The organism is Microvirga sp. M2 (genome assembly GCF_047497095.1).
Lineage (GTDB): Bacteria > Pseudomonadota > Alphaproteobacteria > Rhizobiales > Beijerinckiaceae > Microvirga.
Window position 1 is genome coordinate 2,220,228 of record NZ_CP134063.1, and the last position, 19,274, is coordinate 2,239,501.

Here is a 19,274-nt window from a genome sequence, read left to right on the forward strand (position 1 = left end):
AACCGGTGCAAGGCTTGCCGCGAATTGTCTTGTTGAAGCCGTCGCGGCGGTGCGGGTCCCGGACCTAGTGGGCGTTCGCGCCACCAGCACGCCGGCCGGAGCGCACGAATGAGCAACGATTGGTTCCGCTCCTGGCACGGCGCTCCCACCGACAACAAATGGCTTGTGATCGCCCGCAAGGCGGGAACGTCACCGGCCGTCGTCTCGGCCATCGTATGGGCGCTCCTGGACCACGCCAGCCAGTCGGACGACCGCGGCTCCGTGGCCGGATTCGACGTGGAAACCTACGCGGCGTTCTCCGGGCTGGAGGAGGCGCAGATCCAGACCGTCATCGGCGCCCTGACGCATAAGGACATCATCGGTCCCGACGGCGGGTTCACGAACTGGAACCGGCGCCAGCCCAAACGCGAAGACGGTTCGGCCGACCGATCGAGAGAGTGGAGAGACCGGCGGCGAACGGGGGGCGAGCGCGCGCGAACGCAAGCGAACGCGGACGAACGCCAAGACAAGAGAAGAGAAGAGTCGGACATGACCTTAGCTGACGCTAAGGACGCTGCCGCGTCGCAGCCCGCCGATATTTCCGGCGAGATCATTCGTCATCCCGGGCACACCGCCAAACACACGGCCAAACACACCGCCACGTACACCGACGCCGTTCACGAGCTCTTCGGCGAGGGCGTGCCCGCCCTGGTGAGCCTTGGCGTCCCCGAAAGGCAGGCGCGGTCCATGATCGGATCCTGGCGCAAGCAGGCCCGCGAGGACTGCAAGTCCGTTCTCAGGGCCGTCATCCACGCCCGCGACCAGCGCGTCTCCGACCCGGTCCCGTACATCACAGCATCCTTGAAAACGAGGGAACGTCATGAGCAGCCTTCCAACACATCGGATCTCGCAGGCGCCTTCGACCGTTTCGACGAGCGGTACGATGCTTTGGGAGGGTCTTGAGCGCGTGGTGCGCGACACGGCGCGAAGCTCTTTGGACCTGACCCGGATCGATCTGCCGTCGTGTCACGCCGTCATCCGCCTCGAGGAGGAGCTGGACGGACCCTCCGTCCATCCGAAGACCGCCGCCAGGTACGGGAAGTTCATCACCGGGTGTTACCGGGCCCGCGACTTCGTCGATGCGGACACCTTCGCGACGGCGCTCGTCGCCACGCTCGTGCAGCATCCCGAGGCCGTCGTTTCGATGGCGTCCGATCCGATCCGCGGCATCCCCCGCAAGTTCAAGTTCGTGCCGGCCATTTCCGAGGTGGCGGATGAGCTGGAAGCCATCACGGCGCGCATCAGGCTGGCGGCCCATGGGGCCCGTCGCGCGCTGGCCGTCGGCGCCATCCATCCGAACGGCGGCGCCGGGAATGCCCCCGGGCCGTCGGGCCTTTGATTCATGAGATCTGTGGAGGAAGACACATGACGCCGTTGGTCGGCCGCAAAGCGGGGAGGCCCCGCAGGCAGGGGGTCCCTCGCAACGCCAAGGGGGCGATCGCCTATGGGCACCGCTCCGAAACGGAGGATTCCGACGCTGTCCGCCGGACGGCGGAAGAAGCGCGCATCAGGCAGCTATGGGGGGTTGACGTGTGGCTGAAGGAACGGCGCAGCGAAAAGGCTCTCGCGGAAGCTCGCAAGAGAGCGGGCGATCCACTCCTGGGTTATGCGCTCGGGCGGTTTCTCTACGCCAAGGAGATCGACCGGAAGCAGCACGACGCGGGGATGTACTTCGCATGGCTCTGGAAAGCCAATGCGAGGATCCGCGGCTGGCCTTCCCCGAACGTGAGGGCTCTGGATTACGACGCGTCGTTTCCCGGCCTCTCCACCCATCCCGAAAGCTCGGACGCCTATGTGGCGGAGATCCGCCGCAAGTGGGGGGACACCTATCGCTACATCCTCCAGGCTCAACAGGATTTCGGGCCCGTGTTCGAGATCCTCAAACGAACGCTGGTGGAAGATGTCGGGCCGCAGAACGCGCGCGAGCTGGGCAACCTGCGCATCGGGCTGAATGCGATCAACCGGGCGAGGGGAGCCTGAGCACCCCGCGCTCGCATCGGTGTCGCGGGTCATTCGCGCTCCGCCTGTCGAGACGTGGATGCCCGGGACCGGCCCGGGCATGACGGGGAAGAGCGTCAAGGGGCCCATGACGCCCTCACGCATGTTCGACGACACATACCGCTTGACAACCCGCGCGGGCGCGCGTACAAGCGAATTTAATGCAGGGTACGAAAATGTGCCCGAGGATGATTGAAGGCTCGCTTCGGCGGGCCTTTTTTGTTGTCCGGAACCGATCCATTCCACTGAATTCCTCTTGATGCGGCGGCTCGTTGTTCCTCCCTATCCGTGAGCCGGGTGTGTCGATGGATCGTCCAGAGCATCGGACGCGGGAAGTGGGAACCGGTTTCGCGTGAAAAGATGCTCAAGCAAGGAGAGCATCGGAGGCGGGAAGTGGGAACCGGTTTCGCGTGAAAAGATGCTCAACAACAGAGACTGACAGCATCGGACGTGGGTTCGCTGTCACCTCCGATACTTCAACGACGAGAGAGATCCATGAGCCTTGATGTCTTCTGTCCCACGGACGGCGTGTGCACGGTTGCGCTCAACGTCGCCACCAGCTCGCAGGCCGTCGCGCTGATCGATCCCAAGACGGGCAGCGACGACCGCTATTTCCGTGTCGCGGTGACCGGCACCGACCCCGCCATCATCGCTTTCGGGAAATCCGGCATCGCCGTGACCGCTCCGGCGAACGGCGCGCCCGCCAATGGCATCACGATCCCGGCAGGCGGCGTCGAGATCTTTCGCCGCGACGGCTCGACCACCCATCTGGCGGCCCTGTGCCGCTCCGGGTCCACTGCGGTCGAAGTCACCACCGGTAAGGGTGTCTGAATGCTGCGTCGTGGTGTCGGCCGCCGCAACCTGTCCAGGGGCATCGGGCTTCCGTTCTTCGGCGCGCCCGGTTCCGTCCTGGACATGGACTTCCGGCAGAACCGCTATTTCGGCCGCACGCTCGCGGACATGGAATGTGCCCGCGTGTCCGGGGCCTACACGGAAACGGCGGCCGGCGATTACGTCTATCATACGGACCATGTTCCGCGCCGGACCGATAACGGCCTCATGTCGGAATCCATCCGCACCAATGTCATCACCAATTCCTGGACCATCGGCGCGGCCGTAGGAAATCCCGGCCTGCTTCCGGCCGGATGGGCCGCGATCGTGCCGACCGGCACAACGCTCTCCGTCGAAGGCAAGGGAACCACCAAGGGCCTTCCGTATGTCGATCTGCGCCTGAGAGGCACGGCTACGGGCGGGAGCTTCCGGCTCCAGTTCGATCCCGCCGGCGAAGCCGTCGCGCCCGGCCAAAATTGGGCCGGCTCCTTCTTCCTGCAGGCCCTTGAGGTGAAGGGGCTGACGGATCTGCGGGCCGCCATCAGAAAGCAGAACAGTTCCGGCATTTTCATAGGCGATACAGTCAATAGCAACATCCTGAGCGCCGCGGCCACTTGGGGGCGTTTTGCCACGTCCAATCCGACGACTCTCGGCGATGCCAAGTTTTTCTTTGGCCTCTTGGGACCGCAGAATTTTACCGGTGGGGTTGTGCTCGATGAGATGCTGCGGGTCGGCCTGCCGCAATTCGAGCAGTGGGACCCCACCATCGTCCCGAGTTCCCCGGTCATGACCTCCTCGCCGATCCGGACGGAGGAGGGCGCGGCGGCGCGGGGCGGCGAGGTGCTGCGGGTGCCGCTTGCGGGCCTTGGCCTCGACACGGCGCTGACCTGCGTGGTGATCGCGCGGACCTCCCGCATGAACCGCAACTACGGAACCTATGTGGAGTTCAACAACTGGTTCACGCCCGGATCCATGGACGCGATCGCGCTGCGCAACAACAGCAACGCCACAACGATGATCCTGGATGTGGTGACCGACGACAATGCCAACCAGGACGTTCCCGGCTACACCATCCCGCCTCGCAACACCCGGTTCTGCGCCGCCTTCGCGTTCACGGGCCATGACTTGGCCTGGAGCCTCAACGGGCAACCGATCAAAGCCGTGACGTCGACGGTGCCGTTCGAGGACGGCGGCTATCAGTGGCTGAATTTCGGCGGCACCTGGGGCGGCGTGCATCAATCGGAAAACTTCGTCGAGCGCGTGATCGTCTACAGCGGCCGCAGGTCGAACGCGGAACTCGTGGCCTTGTCGAACCCTGCAACCTGGGATCTGGACCTGACGTCATGGGGCGACTGATGTTCGACTATATCCGCATGTTCGAGGACGAGGCGGCGGCGATCGCGGCCTGTCCGGGCTACGGCCGGATCGACGAGGCTGGGGCCTGGGAATGGTCGGCCGTTCATGTGCTGCCCGTGACCCTGACGGACGAGGCGGGCGACTCTGTGCCGGGCTTTTCCCTCATGGTGTCGACCGAACTTCCCGACGATGATCTGGCGGCGTTGTCCAAGCTGGAACTGAGCAGGGCGCTGGCGCCGTCCGCCACGACGCTGATGGACTGCGTTCTGCGATCCGACGCGGCGTTCACGACCACGGTGGCGTCCTTCGCGCCCATGTGGCTGGGCGCGGAGTATCGCGTCCGTCGAGCACGATCTAGAACAGAGTGAGACAGATGGCTAAGGGTCACAAGACCGAAGGCCGCCGGAAGGGCTCCCGCGCCAAGACGGCGGTGATCGCCAAGGAGGCGATCGCCCTCGCGGCAGAGCGCCTGGGCGGCGTCGAACGGATCGTCGCGTGGGCCGGGGAGGATGCGCGGAACGAGCGCACCTTCTGGAGCACGATCTATCCCAAGCTGCTCCCGTTGCAGGTGGCGGGCGATCCGGAGAACCCGCTGCAGACCGTGACCCGCATCGAGCTTGTCGCTGAACCGTCCCATGGCGACGGTCCGGATTAAGCTCCCTCCCAAGCTCGTTCCGGTCTTTACGGGCGAAGCCGACGTGAGAGGGGCTTATGGCGGCCGCGGATCCGCCAAGACCCGCTCCTTCGCCAAGATGTCGGCGGTCCGGGCCTACATGTGGAGCAGGGAGGGGCGGGAGGGCATCATTCTCTGCGCGCGCCAGTTCATGAACGCGCTGGACGATTCCTCGCTCGAGGAGATCAAGGCGGCCATTCGCTCCGAGCCCTGGCTCGCGGAGCATTTCGAGATCGGCGAAAAATACGTCAGGACCCGGGACGGGCGCATCGCCTACAAGTTCGCCGGCCTCGACCGCAACATCGACAGCATCAAGTCGAAGGCCCGCATCCTGCTGTGCTGGGTGGACGAGGCCGAGCCCGTCACGGAAGAGGCCTGGACGAAGCTGATACCGACCATCCGCGAGGAGGATTCCGAGCTCTGGGTGACGTGGAACCCGGAGCGCAAGACCAGCGCCACGCACAAGCGCTTCCGGGAGAAGCCGCCGCTGGGCGCCAGGATCGTCGCGATCAATTTCACGGACAATCCGTGGTTTCCGAAGGTGCTGGACAAGAAGCGTCTGGACGACCGGGAGAACAGGCCCGATCACTATGCCCATATCTGGGAGGGCGATTTCGTGACGGTGTACGAAGGCGCCTATTACGCCCGGCAGATCACCCTGATGAGGCAGGAGGGGCGCTTGGGCCGCGTCTCAGCCGACCCCTTGATGACCTGTCGGGCGATCTGGGACATCGGCGGAACCGGCGCCAAGGCCGATGCCTGCGCGATCTGGATCGCGCAGTTCGTCGGGCGCGAGATCCGGGTTCTCGATTACTACGAGGCTCAGGGCCAACCGCTCGCCACGCATGTGAACTGGCTCCGGGAGAAGGGCTACGCCAAGGCTTTGTGCGTCCTCCCGCATGACGGAGCCAGCAACGACAAGGTCTATGACGTTTCGTACGAGAGCGCGCTGAACGACGCGGGCTTCGCCGTGGAGGTGATCCCCAACCAGGGCAAGGGCGCCGCCATGAACCGCATCGAGGCGGCGCGACGGCTCTTCCCGTCGGTCTGGATGAACGAGGCCGCCACCGGGCCGGGGCTCGAGGCGCTGGGCGCCTATCACGCCCGCAAGGACGACAGCCGGAATATCGATCTGGGGCCCGAGCACGATTGGTCCTCGCACGCGGCGGACGCCTTCGGGCTCATGTGCGTGGTCTACGAGGAGCCCCGCGTGCGGCGGGAGAGGACATTGAAGATCCGCCGGACTGGCGGTTGGCAGGCAGCATGATGGCGCATGAGATGACCGAAACGGCGAAGGACGGCGAGGGCGGCAAGCGCGACACCGCCGACTTCATGAAGGAGGCGCGCGGCCGCTACGAGCGCGGCCTCCAGCGTGAACGCGACAACATCGATGAGGCCTATGAGGACCTCGCGTTCCGCGTCGGCGAACAATGGGATGCCGAGGCCAAAAGGGCCCGCAAGGACCGCCCCTGCCTGACGATTAACCGCATCCCGCAATTCGTGCGCCAGGTCACGGGCGACATGCGGCAGATGAGGCCCGCCATCCGGGTCGTTCCCGTCGACGCCAGAGGAGACCCGGAGACGGCGGAAACCCAGGCCGGGATGATCCGCTACATCGAGAACCGCTCCGATGCGCCCGCGGCGTATTTCCAGGCGGCGGACAGCCAGGTCGCCGCGGGCGCCGGCGCGTGGCGCGTGCTGACGGAATACGCGGACGACTCGACGTTCAACCAGGAGATCCGCATCGCTCCCGTCGAGGATCCGATCGCGGTCGTCTGGGATCCCGACGCCGTTCAACCGACACGCGAGGACGCGCAGTTCTGCTTCGTCCCCGTGGACATGAGCCGCGCCGCCTTCGAGGCGAAGTACCCCGACGCGACCGCTGAGGGCTTCCAGGGCACGCAGCACGCGGCGACCTTCAGCGGCTGGTTCGCCGACGATCACGTCCGGGTGGCCGAGTACTGGTACAGGAAGCCCGCCAAGCGCCTGCTGCTGCAGATGCCCGACGGCGCGGTGGACGACCTGACCGATGCGAGCCCGGAGGAGATCAAGCAGGCGCAGGAGATCGTCGCCTTCATCGAGGCCCGCGGCGAGTTCGCCCGCCTGGAGAGGCGGGACAGCTATGTCGTCTGCCGCGCCGTGATTTCGGCCTCCGAGGTGCTCGAAGACCCGACCGAATGGCCGGGGCGCTACATCCCGATCGTGCCGGTCTGGGGCGAGGAGATCCGCATCGGCCGCAGGATCGTCCGTCACGGGGTCGTGCGCTACGCCAAGGACCCGCAGCGGATGTACAACTACTTCCGCTCGGCGCAGACCGAGATCGTGGCGCTCCAGCCCAAGGCCCCGTTCATCGGGACGGAAAGGCAGTTCGAGCAATACCAGGACATCTGGGAGACGGCGAACACGGTCAACCACCCGTATCTCGTCTACACGCCGGACGGCAATGCGCCGCCCCCGTCCCGCGTTCAGCCTCCGGTTTCGTCGCAGGGCGTCGACGCGGGCGTGGCGCTCGCCGCGGAGGACATGAAGGCCGTCACGGGCATCTACGACGCCTCGCTCGGCAACCGGTCCAACGAGAGCAGCGGCAGGGCCATCCTGGCCCGCCAGCAGGAGGGCGACACGGGCACATACGTCTATATCGACAATTTCGCCCGTGCCATTCGCCACACCGGCAAGATCCTGATCGGTCTCATCCCGAAGGTCTACGACACCGCCCGCACGATCCGCATTCTCGGCGAGGACGGAAAGGTGGACGTGGTGGAGATCAACCAACCGTTCGGCATGGACGACAAGGGCAACCCCATCGTCCGGAACGACGTGACGGTCGGGGCCTATGACGTGGTCCTGGAAATGGGCCCGAGCTACAACACCAAGCGCCGGGAAGCCAAGGACGGCATGACGGCGTTCATCCAGTCGGCCCCGGGCGCGGCGCCGCTGATCCTCGACCTGATCGCGAAAGCGCAGGATTGGCCGAACGCGACGGAGATCGCGGAGCGGTTGGAGGTCATGCTGCCCCCGCCCGTGAAGGCGCTCAAGGCCGAGAAGGAGGGCAAGCCATTACCTCCTGAGATGCAGCCGCCGCAGCCGGGGCCGCTGGACGAACTGGAGCTTCAGGCCAAGCAGGCCGATGTCGAAGCCAAGAAGGCGCAGGCCCGCAAAGCCATGGCAGAAGCCGACAAGGCAGAAATCGAATTGTTCCAGGCGCGGGCCGTCATGGGGCCGGGTGTGATGCACCCCGGACAGGAGGCCATGCAGCCTCCGTCCGAGCCGATGCCGCCGCCTCAAGGGGCAACGCCAGAGTTGATGCCGCAACAGCCACCTTCGGGTGGCTTTTTCGTCGGCCCCGAGACACCGGAGCAAGCGCCTCCGGTTTGAGCTTCACGCAGGCAGTCGCATGACGCGGTTGCCGCGATGATGAACGCCGTCCTTCACGGCGGCATTTTCCCATGTGAGACCCATGAATAACGAGGATGACAACCTGCCCGCCGCGCAGGCCGCCGAACGTGCGCCCGCCGAAAGCGAAGCGTCTGAGGCCCAGTCCGAGGACACCACCAGAGACGAGGCCGATACGGAGACGGATCGAGACACCGAAGCCGGGCGAGGCGAGGGTGACGATCACGACGACGGTTCCGACGAGGACAAGCCTAGGAAACCCTCCCGCTATCAGCGCCTCAAACGCGACCGGGAGCGCCTTGCCGCCGAAAATGCCGAACTGCGCCGCCGCGTTCTCGCCGGCAGCCCCGAGGCGACGGATCAGGCAGGCGTCGACAGGCTTGTGGAGGCCGAAATCGGCCCGCCTCCGCAGGAAAGGGACTTCTCCGACTATCTCGCCTTCGAGCGGGCGCTGACGGCCTACGAGACCGAACGGCGCATCGTCACGCGGGAGGTCAGGAGGAACGTCCAGGCGAGCCGGGTCACGCAGCAGGACAGCTATCGTGAACTGGTCGAGGATTTCAGGGATCATTACGAGGCTGCCGCGCAGCAGATTCCGGAAATCCGCAAGGCGGCTCTGCCGCCGATCACCCCCGTCGTCGAGGACCTGATTCTCCGCGCTGGAGAAAAGGGGCCCTTGATCGCCTACCACCTCTCCAAGAACCCGGCCAAGGCCGCCGATCTGAATGCGATGAGCCCTGTGGAGGCCGCCCGCGCCGTCGGCCGTCTCGAGGCCACGCTCTCTCTGCCGAAACCCAACAAGACCACCCGAACCGCTCCCCCTCTGACGCCTGTCAGGGGCGGCGGCTCAGCGCCCCTCGATGCATCCAGGATGAGCATGGAGGAATACGCGCAAGCGCGCCGCAAAGGGCGGATTCTTTGACCCGAAAGGAAAGCCTTGAATGGCCAATACGACACTGACGGCTGACATCATCGCCAAAGAGGCCTTGATGATCCTCGACAACGAACTCGTCATGGCGAAGCAGGTGTTTCGCGGCTACGAGAACGAGTTCGACAAGAAGGTGAACGGCTACGAGGTGGGCGAAACCATCTCGATCCGCCGCCCGACCGACTTCACCGTCCGCGACGGCGCGGTCGCGTCCGCGCAGGATGTGGTGGAGGGCAAGACCACCATCACGGTCGACAAGCGCAAGGGCGTGGACTTCAAGTTCACCTCCCAGGACCTGACCCTGAAGATCTCGGACCTCTCCGAGCGGGTGATCAAGCCCGCCATGGTGCAGCTCGCCAATCAGGTCGACCGCGACGTGATGGCGCTTTACGCGGACGTCCCCAACTGGGTCGGCACGCCCGGGCAGACCATCAACGCCTATGCGGACTTCGCGAAGGCTCCCGAGCGCCTCGACGAGCTCGCCGTGCCGTCCGAGCGCAGCGCGGTGCTGTCGCCGGCCGATCACTGGGGCCTGCTCGGCTCCCAGACCGCCCTCTACATGCAGGACGTGGCGAAGGAGGCCTATCGCAAGGGCTCGCTCGGCGAGATCGGCGGCGTCGATACCTATATGAGCCAGAACGTCCTGACCCACACGGTCGGGGCCTATGGCGGCACGCCGCTGATCAAGGGCGCGAACCAGGTGTCGGCCTATGCGTCGGTCAAGGACACGATGACGCAAACCCTCGTGACGGACGGCTGGACGAACGCCACTTCCGTCCTGAGGACGGGCGACGTGTTCACCATCGCCAATGTCTATGACGTGAACCCGGTCACGAAGGCCACGCTGCCCTTCCTGAAGATGTTCACCGTCAAGACGGACGCCACATCGGACGGCTCGGGCAACAAGACCCTGACGATCCATCCGGCGATCATCACGACCGGCGCGTTCAAGAACGTGTCGGCGGCTCCCGCCGACAATGCCGCCGTCACGGTGATGGGCTCGGCCTCGACCGGCTATCGCCAGAACCTGGTGTTCAACAGGAACGCCTTCGCGCTCGTGTCGGTGCCGCTCGTCAGCCCGCCCGGCGCGGTGGACGTGGCGCGCCAGTCCTACAAGGGCCTCTCCGTGCGCGTGATCCCGGTCTATGACGGCATCAACGACGAGAGCCTCTGGCGCCTGGACATCCTCTACGGCGCCAAGACGCTCGACCCGCGCCTGGCCACCCGCGCGTCGGGCACGCCGTAAGTCGGGCACTTCGTAAATAACGAGGGAGGGCCATGGCCCTCCCTTTTCATGTCAGGTGACCGATGAGCGAAGAGCCAGTTCCGACCTGGGGATACCACCCCACGCAAGAGCCGACGATTTTTCACCTCGCGCAGGGCGAGGACCTTCCGAAGGGATGGGCCGATACGCCCGCCGCATGGGGAAAGCGCGATGAAGACCAAGGACGATCTGATCGACGAGACGCTGCAGGCCCTGGGGGCCCTGGGGGTGGGGCAGGCGCCAAGCGCGGAAGACCGCCGGGACGTGGAAAGCCGCATTCAGCCCCTGCTGGCTGACCTGGCGGCTCGCCGGGTGATCTATGTCGCCGATGCCGATGCCATCGACGAGGCGCCCTTTTCCTATCTGGTTCTCGTCCTGGCCGAGCATTGCGCGGCGAAATTCGGCCGACCCATGGACGCCAATGCGGTGACATACGGCGAGGACCGTTTGCGCACGATCTCCAGGATCGGCAAGGGCACTGGACAATCGCTGACGGTCGACCCGGCTTTGCGGAGGCGTTGCTGATGGTTGCAATTCCCTTCCCGCGCTCTTCGCTGCCGGGTCAATCGGCGCAGGAAGGGCAGGGCCGTCTCGTCAACGCCTTCGTCGACAGGGACGGGGACCTGTTCGTCTGGCGCCGCTCGCCCGGGCTCGTCGCGTTCAAGGACGCGGCCTTGAGCAGCCCGCGCGGATTTCTGGAGGTCGCAGGGTTCCTCTATGGGGCCTGGGAGGGCACGGCCGCCATCGTGGACGCCGGCGGCGGCGTCACCGTGCTGGACGGGGCCCTCACGGGGGCCAAGCCCGTCACCTGGGCGCGCAACAACGCGCCGACGCCCGACGTGGCCGTCGTGACCGAGGAGGGAGTCTTCGTCGTTTCGACGACGACGGTTTCGTCCTATCCGGACGGCGACCTGCCTCAGCCCAACAGCGTCAGCTTCCTGGACGGGTTCTTCCTGTTCACGATCGCGGACGGGCGGATCTACGCGTCCGATCTCAACGCGCCTGCCGTCGATGCCCTGAGCTTCGCCAAGGCCGAGGCGAAGCCCGACGGATTGCTGCGGGGCGTCGTCTCCGGTCAGTATTTCTACGCCTTCGGGCAATCCTCGTTCGAGCGATGGCGCAACGTGGGGACGTCTCCGTTCCCGCTGGCGCGCGACGGCGTCGTGCCGGTCGGCATCGCCGGCCCCTGGGCCATCGCGGGATACGAGGACGGCTGGGATGGCAACCCGATCTTCGTCGCCTCCGACAGCACGGTGCGCGAACTCAACGGCTTCCAGGCCAATGTGATCTCGACCCGATACATCGAGCGCATCATCGCGTCCGTGCCGGACAAGACGCAGCTTCATGCCACGGTCTATGTGGTGGGCGGCCACGCCTATTGGTCGCTCAGCGCGTCCGAATGGACCTGGGTCTACGACATCACCGCGCAGGCCTGGCACGAACGCAGATCCTACGGGCTGGAGAATTGGCGCTATCGCCACGCGGTCAAGGCGTTCGACCGCTGGATCGTCGGTGACACGCACTCCACCAACCTCCTCACCATCACCGAACAATCCCTGACGGAGGAGGGAAGCCCGCTCGCGGCCGTGATCGAGAGCGGTCCGGTCAAGCAGTTCCCGGCGCGCGTGGCCGTCAAGGCCGCGTGGTTCGACTTCGTCGTGGGGCAGGGCGATGCCCGCAGCGCCAGCATTCCGGAGAACGACCCGCAGGTCGCCATCCAGTGGTCGCACGACGGCGGCGTGACGTGGTCCAATCCCATCCTGCGCAGCCTGGGACGCCAGGGCGAGAGCCGCCGGCAGATCCGCGTCAACAGGTTGGGCCTCACCACGCATCACGGCATCCGGTTCCGTCTCACCGTGTCGGATCCCGTCTATGTCTCGCTGATGGGCGGCGAGGTCGAAGCGGACGCGAGGACGCCCTGATGCCGTTCACGCAGACACCGCCGCGACTTCCTCCGGCAAACGAGCCGGTGATCGATCTCAGGACGGGGCAGATGACGCCCGCCTGGCTCACGTATTTCGACCGCCTGCTGGCCTATCTCAGGGACCTCGCGGCGGCACTTCCTTAAGGGACGAAAACCATGTTCGGACTCGACAAGCTCACGAGCGGCAAAGACGGGCGTGACGCCGCCAAGGCCATGAGCGACGTGCTCGTGAACACGCGGGACTCGGCGCTTCAAAGCATCGACAGGGGCACGAACCGGGCGGTCGCCGATCTCGGCCAGGCCCGCAACGTGTACCGGGGCGCCCAGCGCAATCAGCTGGACGCGCTCCGGAGCGGCTACGACACCGCGCGAGATTACGGGCAGCGCGCCTACGACGCGTTCACGCCCTACACGAATGCGGGCCGGAACGCGTTCGGCCAGTACCAGGACGCTATCGGCATGAACGGCGCCGACGGCCGGACGCGGGCTCTCGCCGCCTTCCAGGCCGGTCCCGGCTATCAGTGGCAGGTGGATCAGGCGACGGACGCCGCAGCCCGCAAGGCGAGCGCGCTCGGCCTCACGGCTTCCGGCAATACGCTCGACGCGATCACGCGGCTCGGCTCCAATCTCGCGAACCAGGAATACGGCTCGTATCTGGATCGCCTGAACGGCGTGTCTCAGATGGGCTACAACGCCACGGGGCAGCAGGCCGGCGCCCTGCGCGACCTCGGCACCGTGGCGACGGGCTATGGCCGGGACCGCGCCAGCGTCTACGGCCAGACGGCCGGCAACATCGCTCAGACCTATGGGCAGCAGGCGGGCTACCATTCCGGGGCTGGGAATGCGGGCGGGCAGCTCATCGCGAATATCGGGCAGGGCCTGGCCAACGCGGCATCGCAGAACGAGCTCGCAGGCCAGCAGGCCGCGGCCAATCGCGCGGGGCTTCTCATGAGCGGTCTGCAGCTCGGAGCCAGCGTTCTCGGCGGCGGGTTCGGAGGTGGCATGGGCGGCGGCCTCGGCAGCCTCTTCGGCGGAGGCGGCGGCCTGACCGGCTCCAACTGGAATACCGGCAATGGCACCGTGCCGGCCGGAATGACGATGAATTACGGCGGGCGGTAAGGAGGGCCTTGGAATGAACTTCGGACCACCCATCATCGATTGGTCGCCCATCGCGAGCCTGGGCAAGACTTTCCTCGGCGCCTACGACCAGGCGGCGAGGCGCCGGCAGGAAGCGGAGGCTCGCGGGCTCATCGACCGGACCATGGCGTCCACGGGGCAGGGCGGACAGCCGCCGCAGGAGATGCGCCCCATCGCATCGCTCGGCGAGCCCCAGGCGCAACAGCCCATGCAGGGCAAGGCTCCGACCTTCGCGGCCATGGAGGGCGCCGAGCCCAGCAGGACTCTCGAGGACATGTTCGGCGAGCGGGAGCGGCATTCCTTCCCTCACTCGGGCGGGGGCGGATGGGCCGATTTCGGCAACGGCATCAAGATGCGGAGGAAGCAGTAATGCCCGTTTTCGAGTTGCAGGGGCCGGATGGCTCCACCTATGAGGTGGACGCTCCGGACGAAGACGCTGCCGTTGCCGCATTCGGCGCCATGGGCAGGGACCCGCGAAAGAGGGAGGCTCAGCAGAGCTTCGATGATCGGTTCGGCAAGGGCCCGATGGCGCGCGATGAAGGACCTATCCGGGCGCCGCGAAAGGTTCTGCCCTATGGTGGCTACGAACCAATTGCCAAATTCCCGGGCGGTCGTCGATTCAGCCGAGGGGGCATTGTTCCGGAACGGGTTGCGCCCCCGGAGCCGTTGACCGCCGAGCAGGCCGGTTCGGTGATGACGAACCCGGAGGCCGCGAACACGCTGAAAGACGCGTTGCAGCAGCGGGCGGACATCGCCCTTGTCGGCGAGCCGTCCGCCTTTGGGCAGTTCCACGTAGCAACGCAGCGGGCCGCAAACACTTACGCCCTGAACATCCCCCGCAATGTTACGGCGGCGGCCCTTACCGCTCTCGATAACATCGGCCTGGGCAACGAATACACCGCCTCCACCTTCGGAGAGAATTACCAGCTCATGAAGGATATGGAGGATGCGACCGGTCGCCAGCATCCTAAGACGGCGATGGCCGGAACGGCTGCTGGCATCGTCGGCGGGATGTTCACGCATCCCGTTCTCCAGGCGCCACAAGAGGTGATTCAGGCTGGACGTGTGGTCCAACAGGGTGCCGGGCTTGCGGGCCGCACATGGCGCGCGGGCGCGACCGCAGGCGGGTATACCGCTGCGGCTGAATTGGCAGACAGCAAAGATCCCTGGAAGGCCGCGAAGGCGGGCGCGATTGGTGCGGCGGTGGGCACATTCGCGCAGCCGACTTTAGAGCTTGCCGGGCGCGCTTTGGGGCCGCTCATCCAACGCGGCATTGCCTATCGCAAGCCCGATGGATCCTTGACGGACGAGGCTGCAAACGCCTTGCGTGAGGCAGGGATCGATCCCCGCGAGATTCCGCAGGCGCTCGATGAACAACTTGCGCAGGCATTCGCCAGGAAGGGCGTATCGGTTCCCGCCGCACGAGAGGCGGCAGCTGCGGAGTTCGGCATACCCTTGTCCCGTGGACAGGCCACAGACGATGTGGCGGCGCTGCTTTTCGAGAAGCAGGCCCTTTCGGGAGCCAAGGGAGACAAGGCGCAAGCCATAGCGACAGGTTTCGCGAACGAGCAGCAACAGGCCGTGACGGCGGCGCGCGATGCCATGGGCCAGCGACTCGGACGTGGGCACGTCGACCTTGAAAACCCCGTTGAGGCTGGCGCGATGGTGGGCGATGCGGTCCGCAGCGCGGCGGCAAAGGCACGAGCTGACTTCAAGGGCCGCTATGACGATGCGTTTTCTCGTTCTGGCGAGTTCGCGCCGGATGCGTTCGGCGGCATCGGCAATCGCATTGCAGGATCCCTCTCGCAGCGCGCGGAGTCGGTCATCATTGACGATGTGGTGACGCCGGTTGCCAAGCGCGCCCTGGATGACATCGCCAACGCTCGGCACCTCAACCTCGGGGATAGCGGCCCTGTTACATTGCGAGGCGTCGAGCAAGCCCGCAAGCGCCTTGTCGCGTTCTACAAGGGCGCGAAGTCTTCGGGCAATCCGGAGGATATGCGCGCCGTCCGCAGCATCATGGACGAGTTTGACAACCGGGTGGAGCGGGCCGTTTCCAATGGCATGTTCTCGGGTGATGACGGGGTGCTGGAGGCGCTGAAGGGGGCAAGGGTGTCCTATGCCAGCTATCAAAAGACCTTCAAGCCGGATGGCGCCGGGGATGAAGTTGGGCAGGCGATGCGCCGCATTGCGGAGCGTGACGCTACGACTGAAGAAATCGGGCGCTATCTCTATGGCACGTCAAAGATTGGCGACCGGGGGGTATCCGTTCGCATGGTGGATCGGCTGCAAAAGGTTCTCGGCAAGGAAAGCCCCGAGTGGTCGGCCATCCGTCAAGCGGTGTTCATGCGAGTGACGGGCATGGGCGAAGGCAAGACGCCGCTGCGCCCCGAAAAGATGGCGGAGCGGGTTAACGAGTTCTTGCGGGGCGGGGGCTCGACGCTCGCCAAGAAGCTGTTCACGGGCGAAGAGCTGGCGAACATGAATCGCTTTGCCAATGCGGCACGTACCACGGCCATGCGTCCGATCAAGGATCAAGGCGGGGCGGGCTACGCCGGGAAAATTGCGGGTGGCGCTATGGATGCGCTCGCGGCAAGCATCGGCTTCAAGGTGGGTGGACCCACGGGAGGCACGGCGGCCTTGAACACGAGCCGCATAGGCCGTAAGTTCTTCAGCAACTTCCTGAACGACGGCAAGGTAGAACGCTCCTTCAACGGCGGGGCTCCCAAGGCGCCGGACCCGGGTCTTGTGGATCGAACGAGCCGCGCAGCACCAGGCATTGGATATGCAACCGGATCCCAGGAGGAAGGCAGGGATGCGGTCTCGAAACTAGGCGGGCTTGCTCTGCTGGGCGCAGCCAGTCTCATACAGGAGAGGCAGCAATGAGACATGGACTTTAGACCCTACCAGGGGTCACGGCCAAAGCGTATCCAACTCCGCAGGATTGGCCAGGTTATCAGCAAATACAGCCATACGGCGGTAATGATAAAAAGCGGAAGGTGGGTCTGCCAAGCCAAAAGGGCGTAAATAATAAACAGTCCCACCAACCCGAAGAAAAGCACGACCTGGGCAAGGTAAGCCCATCCGTCGCGTGTGGTGAAGGCCAGCCGCACCATGTGCCAGTTGATGCGGATACCGGACGGCTCTGGGAAACGCAGGGGCATGTCTCACTCTCCAGCGAAGATGAAGCGAAGGCCGATGGGGCTGCGAGCAACTGAACTTGCGAGGGCACTAACCTTCTCTGTCAGCCCTGCCATGGTCGGATTGGAAATTGCCCCTCGTATGCGTGCTTCTCTTCTCGGAAGCCACACGAAGCCAACGTACCAGAGGGTAGCGAGGGGGGCCAGAAAGATCGCAATGTCAATGGCGAGTCCCAGAGTCTCTCCAAAAGTTGCTTGGAGCCAAGCGCCAAAGGCTGCGAAATAAGCCTCGGTCTTGGGCGTGAATGTCGCCGTGAACCAGGCAACGCCAGCAAAGGCGATTGAATACACGACAGCGAGAAGCACCCGCCGGCAGGCGTCGCTTCGGCAAATTGCCGCCTGATGCGCTCAGGGGCTCCAGGGTGCTTGGAGGATTCGCTCATTTCGTCTGCGTTGTCTTGGGTGGGGCTTGGGTCTCTGTCTTTGGAATGGGACGAAGGCGCATTGCTGCATGATATAAAGGTTATCACATTTCTAAGTGCGGTCGAGTCTGTTCATGAGTCTTGGAGGAGCGCATCGACTTTGAGGAATCGCAGGGCTTCAATGCAGGTGATCTGAAGGCCGCCCACGGTGCCGTCACGAGAGCGATGGAGAGCGCAGTCCAACAATCGGCTCTCAAGGTCCCAGCGAGTGCCCTGAAGCGGTTCCAGGCTGCGGACGCCGAGCTCGGCAGGCTTGCCGAGACCAACAAAGGCTTGCGGCAAGTCCTGCGCTCCCAATCCGATGAGGCTTTGGCCGATAAGGTGATCGGCATGGCCGCCCAGGGCGGAAGGACCAACATCCGTCAATTGCAGCTCTTGCAACAGGAGCTAGGTGACGAAGCCTTCAACGATCTTTCGTCCGTCATGATCGGTCGGATGGGATATGGGCCGTCCGGCGGCGAGTTCTCATTCGCCCATCTCGTGAGCAACTGGAACAAGCTCTCTCCTGAAGGAAAAGCCTACCTGTTCCGCGATCAGGGCATCCGCAAGTGCCTGGACGACATCATGACCCTAGCGCGGCCGGCCAAGGAGGCCGAGGGCAAGTTCGCGAACAAGTCGAACACGGGTCGCGCGGGACTGACAGGCGGTTTGGTTGTAGGGGGTATGGCAGAACCCATCACGGCCCTTGGTGCCGCCATAGGTGGAGTGGCATTCGGCAAGCTCGTATCGACCCCCGCAACAAGCTCTCAATTCCATCGCTGGGCGAGGTTGGCGAGCGAGATGAAGGTTGGCCCGACTCCTCAAAAGGCCGCGGCGATGGAAACTCTCTCTCAGTATCTTATGTCCTCTACTGAGTCTCTGGGTATCGGCATCCCGCTGAGCGTTCTTGCGGGAGCCGCCAACAATAATAGCGCTCCGACATTTGCTATCGGCCAGTAATGGCGCTCCCAACAAGCGCTCCACCGCCCAAGAAAAGCATAAAGCAGCTTCCTATCCCAATGTAGCGACCCTTAATGCTTCTTGTAAGGAAGTCTCCCACCCCAACTGCCTCGGCATAATGATACTGCTCTATGGCAAGCCATAAGCCGGCTCCAACAAGGATAAGGCCGAAGATTAGGCAGGCAATGCGGCGGACGGGGTTCATAACCACCTTTCCCTTGAGTAGCAGTTGGCGTCTGATAGCTGCGCACCTGGGGAGCAAGTTTCTCCCTTCACTTTTGCAGATTCAAATCCACGAGCCGCCATGCAGGCTCTATGGAATTGGAAGCCCGGATCGAAAAGCTTAACTGGGCGATCGAAGGTTGGGCTAAACTTCTCTATCCACTCCTTACGACAGATATTCAGCGCCGTTTCTGCGCTTTCAAAATTGCACCCCAGCAGACAGAAAAAGAATGAGGTGAAGAGTAGCCAGCGGGGTGCTCTGCTCATTTCTTCTATCCAACCAAGGACATCATCATGAAGACTAATTCCGACGCTTCGCTGGCGGAACATTCAGGGCAGTCACAGGAGTCTCAGGCAACTTCCAGCCCAGTTGTTGTTGAGCGGATTGGAGCTGAGCTAATAGCCGCATTGCGTCTTCCGGAGACATTTCGAGAAGGATATCTTTTCCGGATCGGGCCGCTTTACCATTCTGGTTCACTACCTCCTGGCAGTGAACTCCCACAGCCTTCATGGTCGGCGTGACGAACAGGTTGACCCCGAAGCCTGTCAGCCGGATCTCCGGTTCCTTCATTTGCCACTCCCAGTCGACGCAACTTTATCACACTTCATCCGGGAGTCGAGAGGGGAGGGTTCGGCACCCTCCCCGGAGCGGATCAATTCCCGCCGCTTCTCCGATCGGCGGCCCTGCCGCCACACCGGGAGCCGTCGCTGGCTCGGTCATAGGAATGCTGGCACGGACCGGCCTGGGCAGGGGCGGGTTGCGCAACGTAAATACCGGCCACGATCAGCGCCAAGGCGAGGATTTGCTTCATCATTGGTTGTCCCTCCTAACGGACGGTTGTGACAATATCACTATGCAACCAAGAGTCGAGTGGAGGGCGCGGCCGGTCCGCGGGGGGCTGCCTGGCCTTAAACCCCTTGACGAGAAAGGGTGAAAGAGGAGGGCCT

General features: G+C 64.4%; 21 protein-coding genes. 18 read left to right on the forward strand and 3 right to left on the reverse strand.

The genetic code is table 11. From position 1 onward, the window contains the following. Nucleotides 1–108 precede the first annotated feature (108 nt). The 17 genes from RE429_RS10465 to RE429_RS10545 all read left to right on the forward strand — a co-directional run bounded on the left by RE429_RS10465 (nucleotide 109) and on the right by RE429_RS10545 (nucleotide 16,429). Complete coding sequence (locus RE429_RS10465; RefSeq protein WP_414470721.1) at nucleotides 109–942, forward strand: hypothetical protein; 834 nt, start codon at nucleotides 109–111, stop codon at nucleotides 940–942. After that, nucleotides 923–1,378 carry a hypothetical protein gene (locus RE429_RS10470; RefSeq protein WP_414470722.1) on the forward strand — a complete coding sequence of 152 codons (456 nt, stop codon included), beginning with the start codon at nucleotides 923–925 and terminating at the stop codon, nucleotides 1,376–1,378. The genes RE429_RS10465 and RE429_RS10470 overlap by 20 nt, the downstream gene beginning before the upstream one ends. A gap of 26 nt (nucleotides 1,379–1,404) precedes the next feature. Continuing rightward, the gene (locus RE429_RS10475; protein WP_414470723.1) at nucleotides 1,405–2,019 is read left to right on the forward strand and encodes a hypothetical protein; all 615 of its coding nucleotides are present in this window, start codon (nucleotides 1,405–1,407) and stop codon (nucleotides 2,017–2,019) included. Nucleotides 2,020–2,532: 513 nt separating this feature from the next. Further along, complete coding sequence (locus RE429_RS10480) at nucleotides 2,533–2,868, forward strand: hypothetical protein (RefSeq protein ID WP_414470724.1); 336 nt, start codon at nucleotides 2,533–2,535, stop codon at nucleotides 2,866–2,868. Next, a complete protein-coding gene (locus tag RE429_RS10485) occupies nucleotides 2,869–4,224 on the forward strand; it encodes a hypothetical protein (RefSeq protein ID WP_414470725.1) in 1,356 nt (451 codons plus the stop codon). Then, entirely contained in the window at nucleotides 4,224–4,592 is a 369-nt protein-coding gene (locus RE429_RS10490; protein ID WP_414470726.1) for a hypothetical protein, read from the forward strand. Before RE429_RS10485 ends, RE429_RS10490 begins: the two co-directional genes overlap by 1 nt. A 5-nt stretch (nucleotides 4,593–4,597) precedes the next feature. Beyond that, nucleotides 4,598–4,879, forward strand: coding sequence for a hypothetical protein (locus tag RE429_RS10495; protein WP_414470727.1), 282 nt, complete (start codon nucleotides 4,598–4,600; stop codon nucleotides 4,877–4,879). Then, nucleotides 4,860–6,164: a PBSX family phage terminase large subunit gene (locus RE429_RS10500; RefSeq protein ID WP_414470728.1), complete on the forward strand. Its 1,305-nt coding sequence runs from the start codon at nucleotides 4,860–4,862 to the stop codon at nucleotides 6,162–6,164. Before RE429_RS10495 ends, RE429_RS10500 begins: the two co-directional genes overlap by 20 nt. 11 nt (nucleotides 6,165–6,175) lie before the next feature. Beyond that, nucleotides 6,176–8,272 (forward strand): portal protein, encoded by a 2,097-nt coding sequence (locus tag RE429_RS10505; RefSeq protein WP_414470729.1) that lies wholly within the window; start codon nucleotides 6,176–6,178, stop codon nucleotides 8,270–8,272. An 82-nt stretch (nucleotides 8,273–8,354) separates the two neighbouring features. After that, entirely contained in the window at nucleotides 8,355–9,212 is an 858-nt protein-coding gene (locus tag RE429_RS10510) for a hypothetical protein (RefSeq protein ID WP_414470730.1), read from the forward strand. Between the two features lie 19 nt (nucleotides 9,213–9,231). Next, on the forward strand, nucleotides 9,232–10,464 hold the full coding sequence (locus tag RE429_RS10515; RefSeq protein ID WP_414470731.1) for a P22 phage major capsid protein family protein: 1,233 nt from the start codon (nucleotides 9,232–9,234) through the stop codon (nucleotides 10,462–10,464). 189 nt (nucleotides 10,465–10,653) lie between these two features. Next, a complete protein-coding gene (locus RE429_RS10520) occupies nucleotides 10,654–11,007 on the forward strand; it encodes a hypothetical protein (protein WP_414470732.1) in 354 nt (117 codons plus the stop codon). Further along, nucleotides 11,007–12,404 carry a hypothetical protein gene (locus RE429_RS10525; protein WP_414470733.1) on the forward strand — a complete coding sequence of 466 codons (1,398 nt, stop codon included), beginning with the start codon at nucleotides 11,007–11,009 and terminating at the stop codon, nucleotides 12,402–12,404. Before RE429_RS10520 ends, RE429_RS10525 begins: the two co-directional genes overlap by 1 nt. Then, nucleotides 12,404–12,550 (forward strand): hypothetical protein, encoded by a 147-nt coding sequence (locus RE429_RS10530; protein ID WP_414470734.1) that lies wholly within the window; start codon nucleotides 12,404–12,406, stop codon nucleotides 12,548–12,550. The genes RE429_RS10525 and RE429_RS10530 overlap by 1 nt, the downstream gene beginning before the upstream one ends. 12 nt (nucleotides 12,551–12,562) lie before the next feature. Further along, nucleotides 12,563–13,525, forward strand: coding sequence for a hypothetical protein (locus tag RE429_RS10535; RefSeq protein WP_414470735.1), 963 nt, complete (start codon nucleotides 12,563–12,565; stop codon nucleotides 13,523–13,525). Nucleotides 13,526–13,538: 13 nt separating this feature from the next. Continuing rightward, nucleotides 13,539–13,913 carry a hypothetical protein gene (locus RE429_RS10540; RefSeq protein WP_414470736.1) on the forward strand — a complete coding sequence of 125 codons (375 nt, stop codon included), beginning with the start codon at nucleotides 13,539–13,541 and terminating at the stop codon, nucleotides 13,911–13,913. Next, nucleotides 13,913–16,429, forward strand: a complete 2,517-nt coding sequence (locus RE429_RS10545; RefSeq protein WP_414470737.1) for a hypothetical protein — start codon at nucleotides 13,913–13,915, stop codon at nucleotides 16,427–16,429. Before RE429_RS10540 ends, RE429_RS10545 begins: the two co-directional genes overlap by 1 nt. A 17-nt stretch (nucleotides 16,430–16,446) precedes the next feature. Here the strand turns inward: RE429_RS10545 and RE429_RS10550 are convergent, their stop codons facing one another. Beyond that, complete coding sequence (locus tag RE429_RS10550) at nucleotides 16,447–16,707, reverse strand: hypothetical protein (RefSeq protein ID WP_414470738.1); 261 nt, start codon at nucleotides 16,705–16,707, stop codon at nucleotides 16,447–16,449. A 539-nt stretch (nucleotides 16,708–17,246) separates the two neighbouring features. Here RE429_RS10550 and RE429_RS10555 point away from each other — a divergent pair. After that, the gene (locus tag RE429_RS10555; protein ID WP_414470739.1) at nucleotides 17,247–18,104 is read left to right on the forward strand and encodes a hypothetical protein; all 858 of its coding nucleotides are present in this window, start codon (nucleotides 17,247–17,249) and stop codon (nucleotides 18,102–18,104) included. A gap of 523 nt (nucleotides 18,105–18,627) precedes the next feature. Here the strand turns inward: RE429_RS10555 and RE429_RS10560 are convergent. Further along, nucleotides 18,628–18,897 (reverse strand): hypothetical protein, encoded by a 270-nt coding sequence (locus RE429_RS10560; RefSeq protein ID WP_414470740.1) that lies wholly within the window; start codon nucleotides 18,895–18,897, stop codon nucleotides 18,628–18,630. 82 nt (nucleotides 18,898–18,979) lie between these two features. Next, the gene (locus tag RE429_RS10565) at nucleotides 18,980–19,141 is read right to left on the reverse strand and encodes a hypothetical protein (RefSeq protein ID WP_414470741.1); all 162 of its coding nucleotides are present in this window, start codon (nucleotides 19,139–19,141) and stop codon (nucleotides 18,980–18,982) included. Nucleotides 19,142–19,274: the final 133 nt, after the last annotated feature.

Excerpts from the sequence above, each read along its gene's own strand:
- RE429_RS10530 (WP_414470734.1), top strand. The coding sequence starts at position 12,404 with ATGCCGTTCACGCAGACACCGCCGCGACTTCCTCCGGCAAACGAGCCG.
- RE429_RS10515 (WP_414470731.1), top strand. The coding sequence starts at position 9,232 with ATGGCCAATACGACACTGACGGCTGACATCATCGCCAAAGAGGCCTTG.
- RE429_RS10495 (WP_414470727.1), top strand. The coding sequence starts at position 4,598 with ATGGCTAAGGGTCACAAGACCGAAGGCCGCCGGAAGGGCTCCCGCGCC.
- RE429_RS10510 (WP_414470730.1), top strand. The coding sequence starts at position 8,355 with ATGAATAACGAGGATGACAACCTGCCCGCCGCGCAGGCCGCCGAACGT.
- RE429_RS10470 (WP_414470722.1), top strand. The coding sequence starts at position 923 with ATGCTTTGGGAGGGTCTTGAGCGCGTGGTGCGCGACACGGCGCGAAGC.
- RE429_RS10465 (WP_414470721.1), top strand. The coding sequence starts at position 109 with ATGAGCAACGATTGGTTCCGCTCCTGGCACGGCGCTCCCACCGACAAC.
- RE429_RS10560 (WP_414470740.1), bottom strand. The coding sequence starts at position 18,897 with ATGAAGGAACCGGAGATCCGGCTGACAGGCTTCGGGGTCAACCTGTTC.
- RE429_RS10565 (WP_414470741.1), bottom strand. The coding sequence starts at position 19,141 with ATGATGAAGCAAATCCTCGCCTTGGCGCTGATCGTGGCCGGTATTTAC.
- RE429_RS10505 (WP_414470729.1), top strand. The coding sequence starts at position 6,176 with ATGACCGAAACGGCGAAGGACGGCGAGGGCGGCAAGCGCGACACCGCC.
- RE429_RS10535 (WP_414470735.1), top strand. The coding sequence starts at position 12,563 with ATGTTCGGACTCGACAAGCTCACGAGCGGCAAAGACGGGCGTGACGCC.
- RE429_RS10490 (WP_414470726.1), top strand. The coding sequence starts at position 4,224 with ATGTTCGACTATATCCGCATGTTCGAGGACGAGGCGGCGGCGATCGCG.
- RE429_RS10500 (WP_414470728.1), top strand. The coding sequence starts at position 4,860 with ATGGCGACGGTCCGGATTAAGCTCCCTCCCAAGCTCGTTCCGGTCTTT.
- RE429_RS10480 (WP_414470724.1), top strand. The coding sequence starts at position 2,533 with ATGAGCCTTGATGTCTTCTGTCCCACGGACGGCGTGTGCACGGTTGCG.
- RE429_RS10525 (WP_414470733.1), top strand. The coding sequence starts at position 11,007 with ATGGTTGCAATTCCCTTCCCGCGCTCTTCGCTGCCGGGTCAATCGGCG.
- RE429_RS10540 (WP_414470736.1), top strand. The coding sequence starts at position 13,539 with ATGAACTTCGGACCACCCATCATCGATTGGTCGCCCATCGCGAGCCTG.
- RE429_RS10550 (WP_414470738.1), bottom strand. The coding sequence starts at position 16,707 with ATGCCCCTGCGTTTCCCAGAGCCGTCCGGTATCCGCATCAACTGGCAC.
- RE429_RS10475 (WP_414470723.1), top strand. The coding sequence starts at position 1,405 with ATGACGCCGTTGGTCGGCCGCAAAGCGGGGAGGCCCCGCAGGCAGGGG.
- RE429_RS10520 (WP_414470732.1), top strand. The coding sequence starts at position 10,654 with ATGAAGACCAAGGACGATCTGATCGACGAGACGCTGCAGGCCCTGGGG.
- RE429_RS10485 (WP_414470725.1), top strand. The coding sequence starts at position 2,869 with ATGCTGCGTCGTGGTGTCGGCCGCCGCAACCTGTCCAGGGGCATCGGG.
- RE429_RS10545 (WP_414470737.1), top strand. The coding sequence starts at position 13,913 with ATGCCCGTTTTCGAGTTGCAGGGGCCGGATGGCTCCACCTATGAGGTG.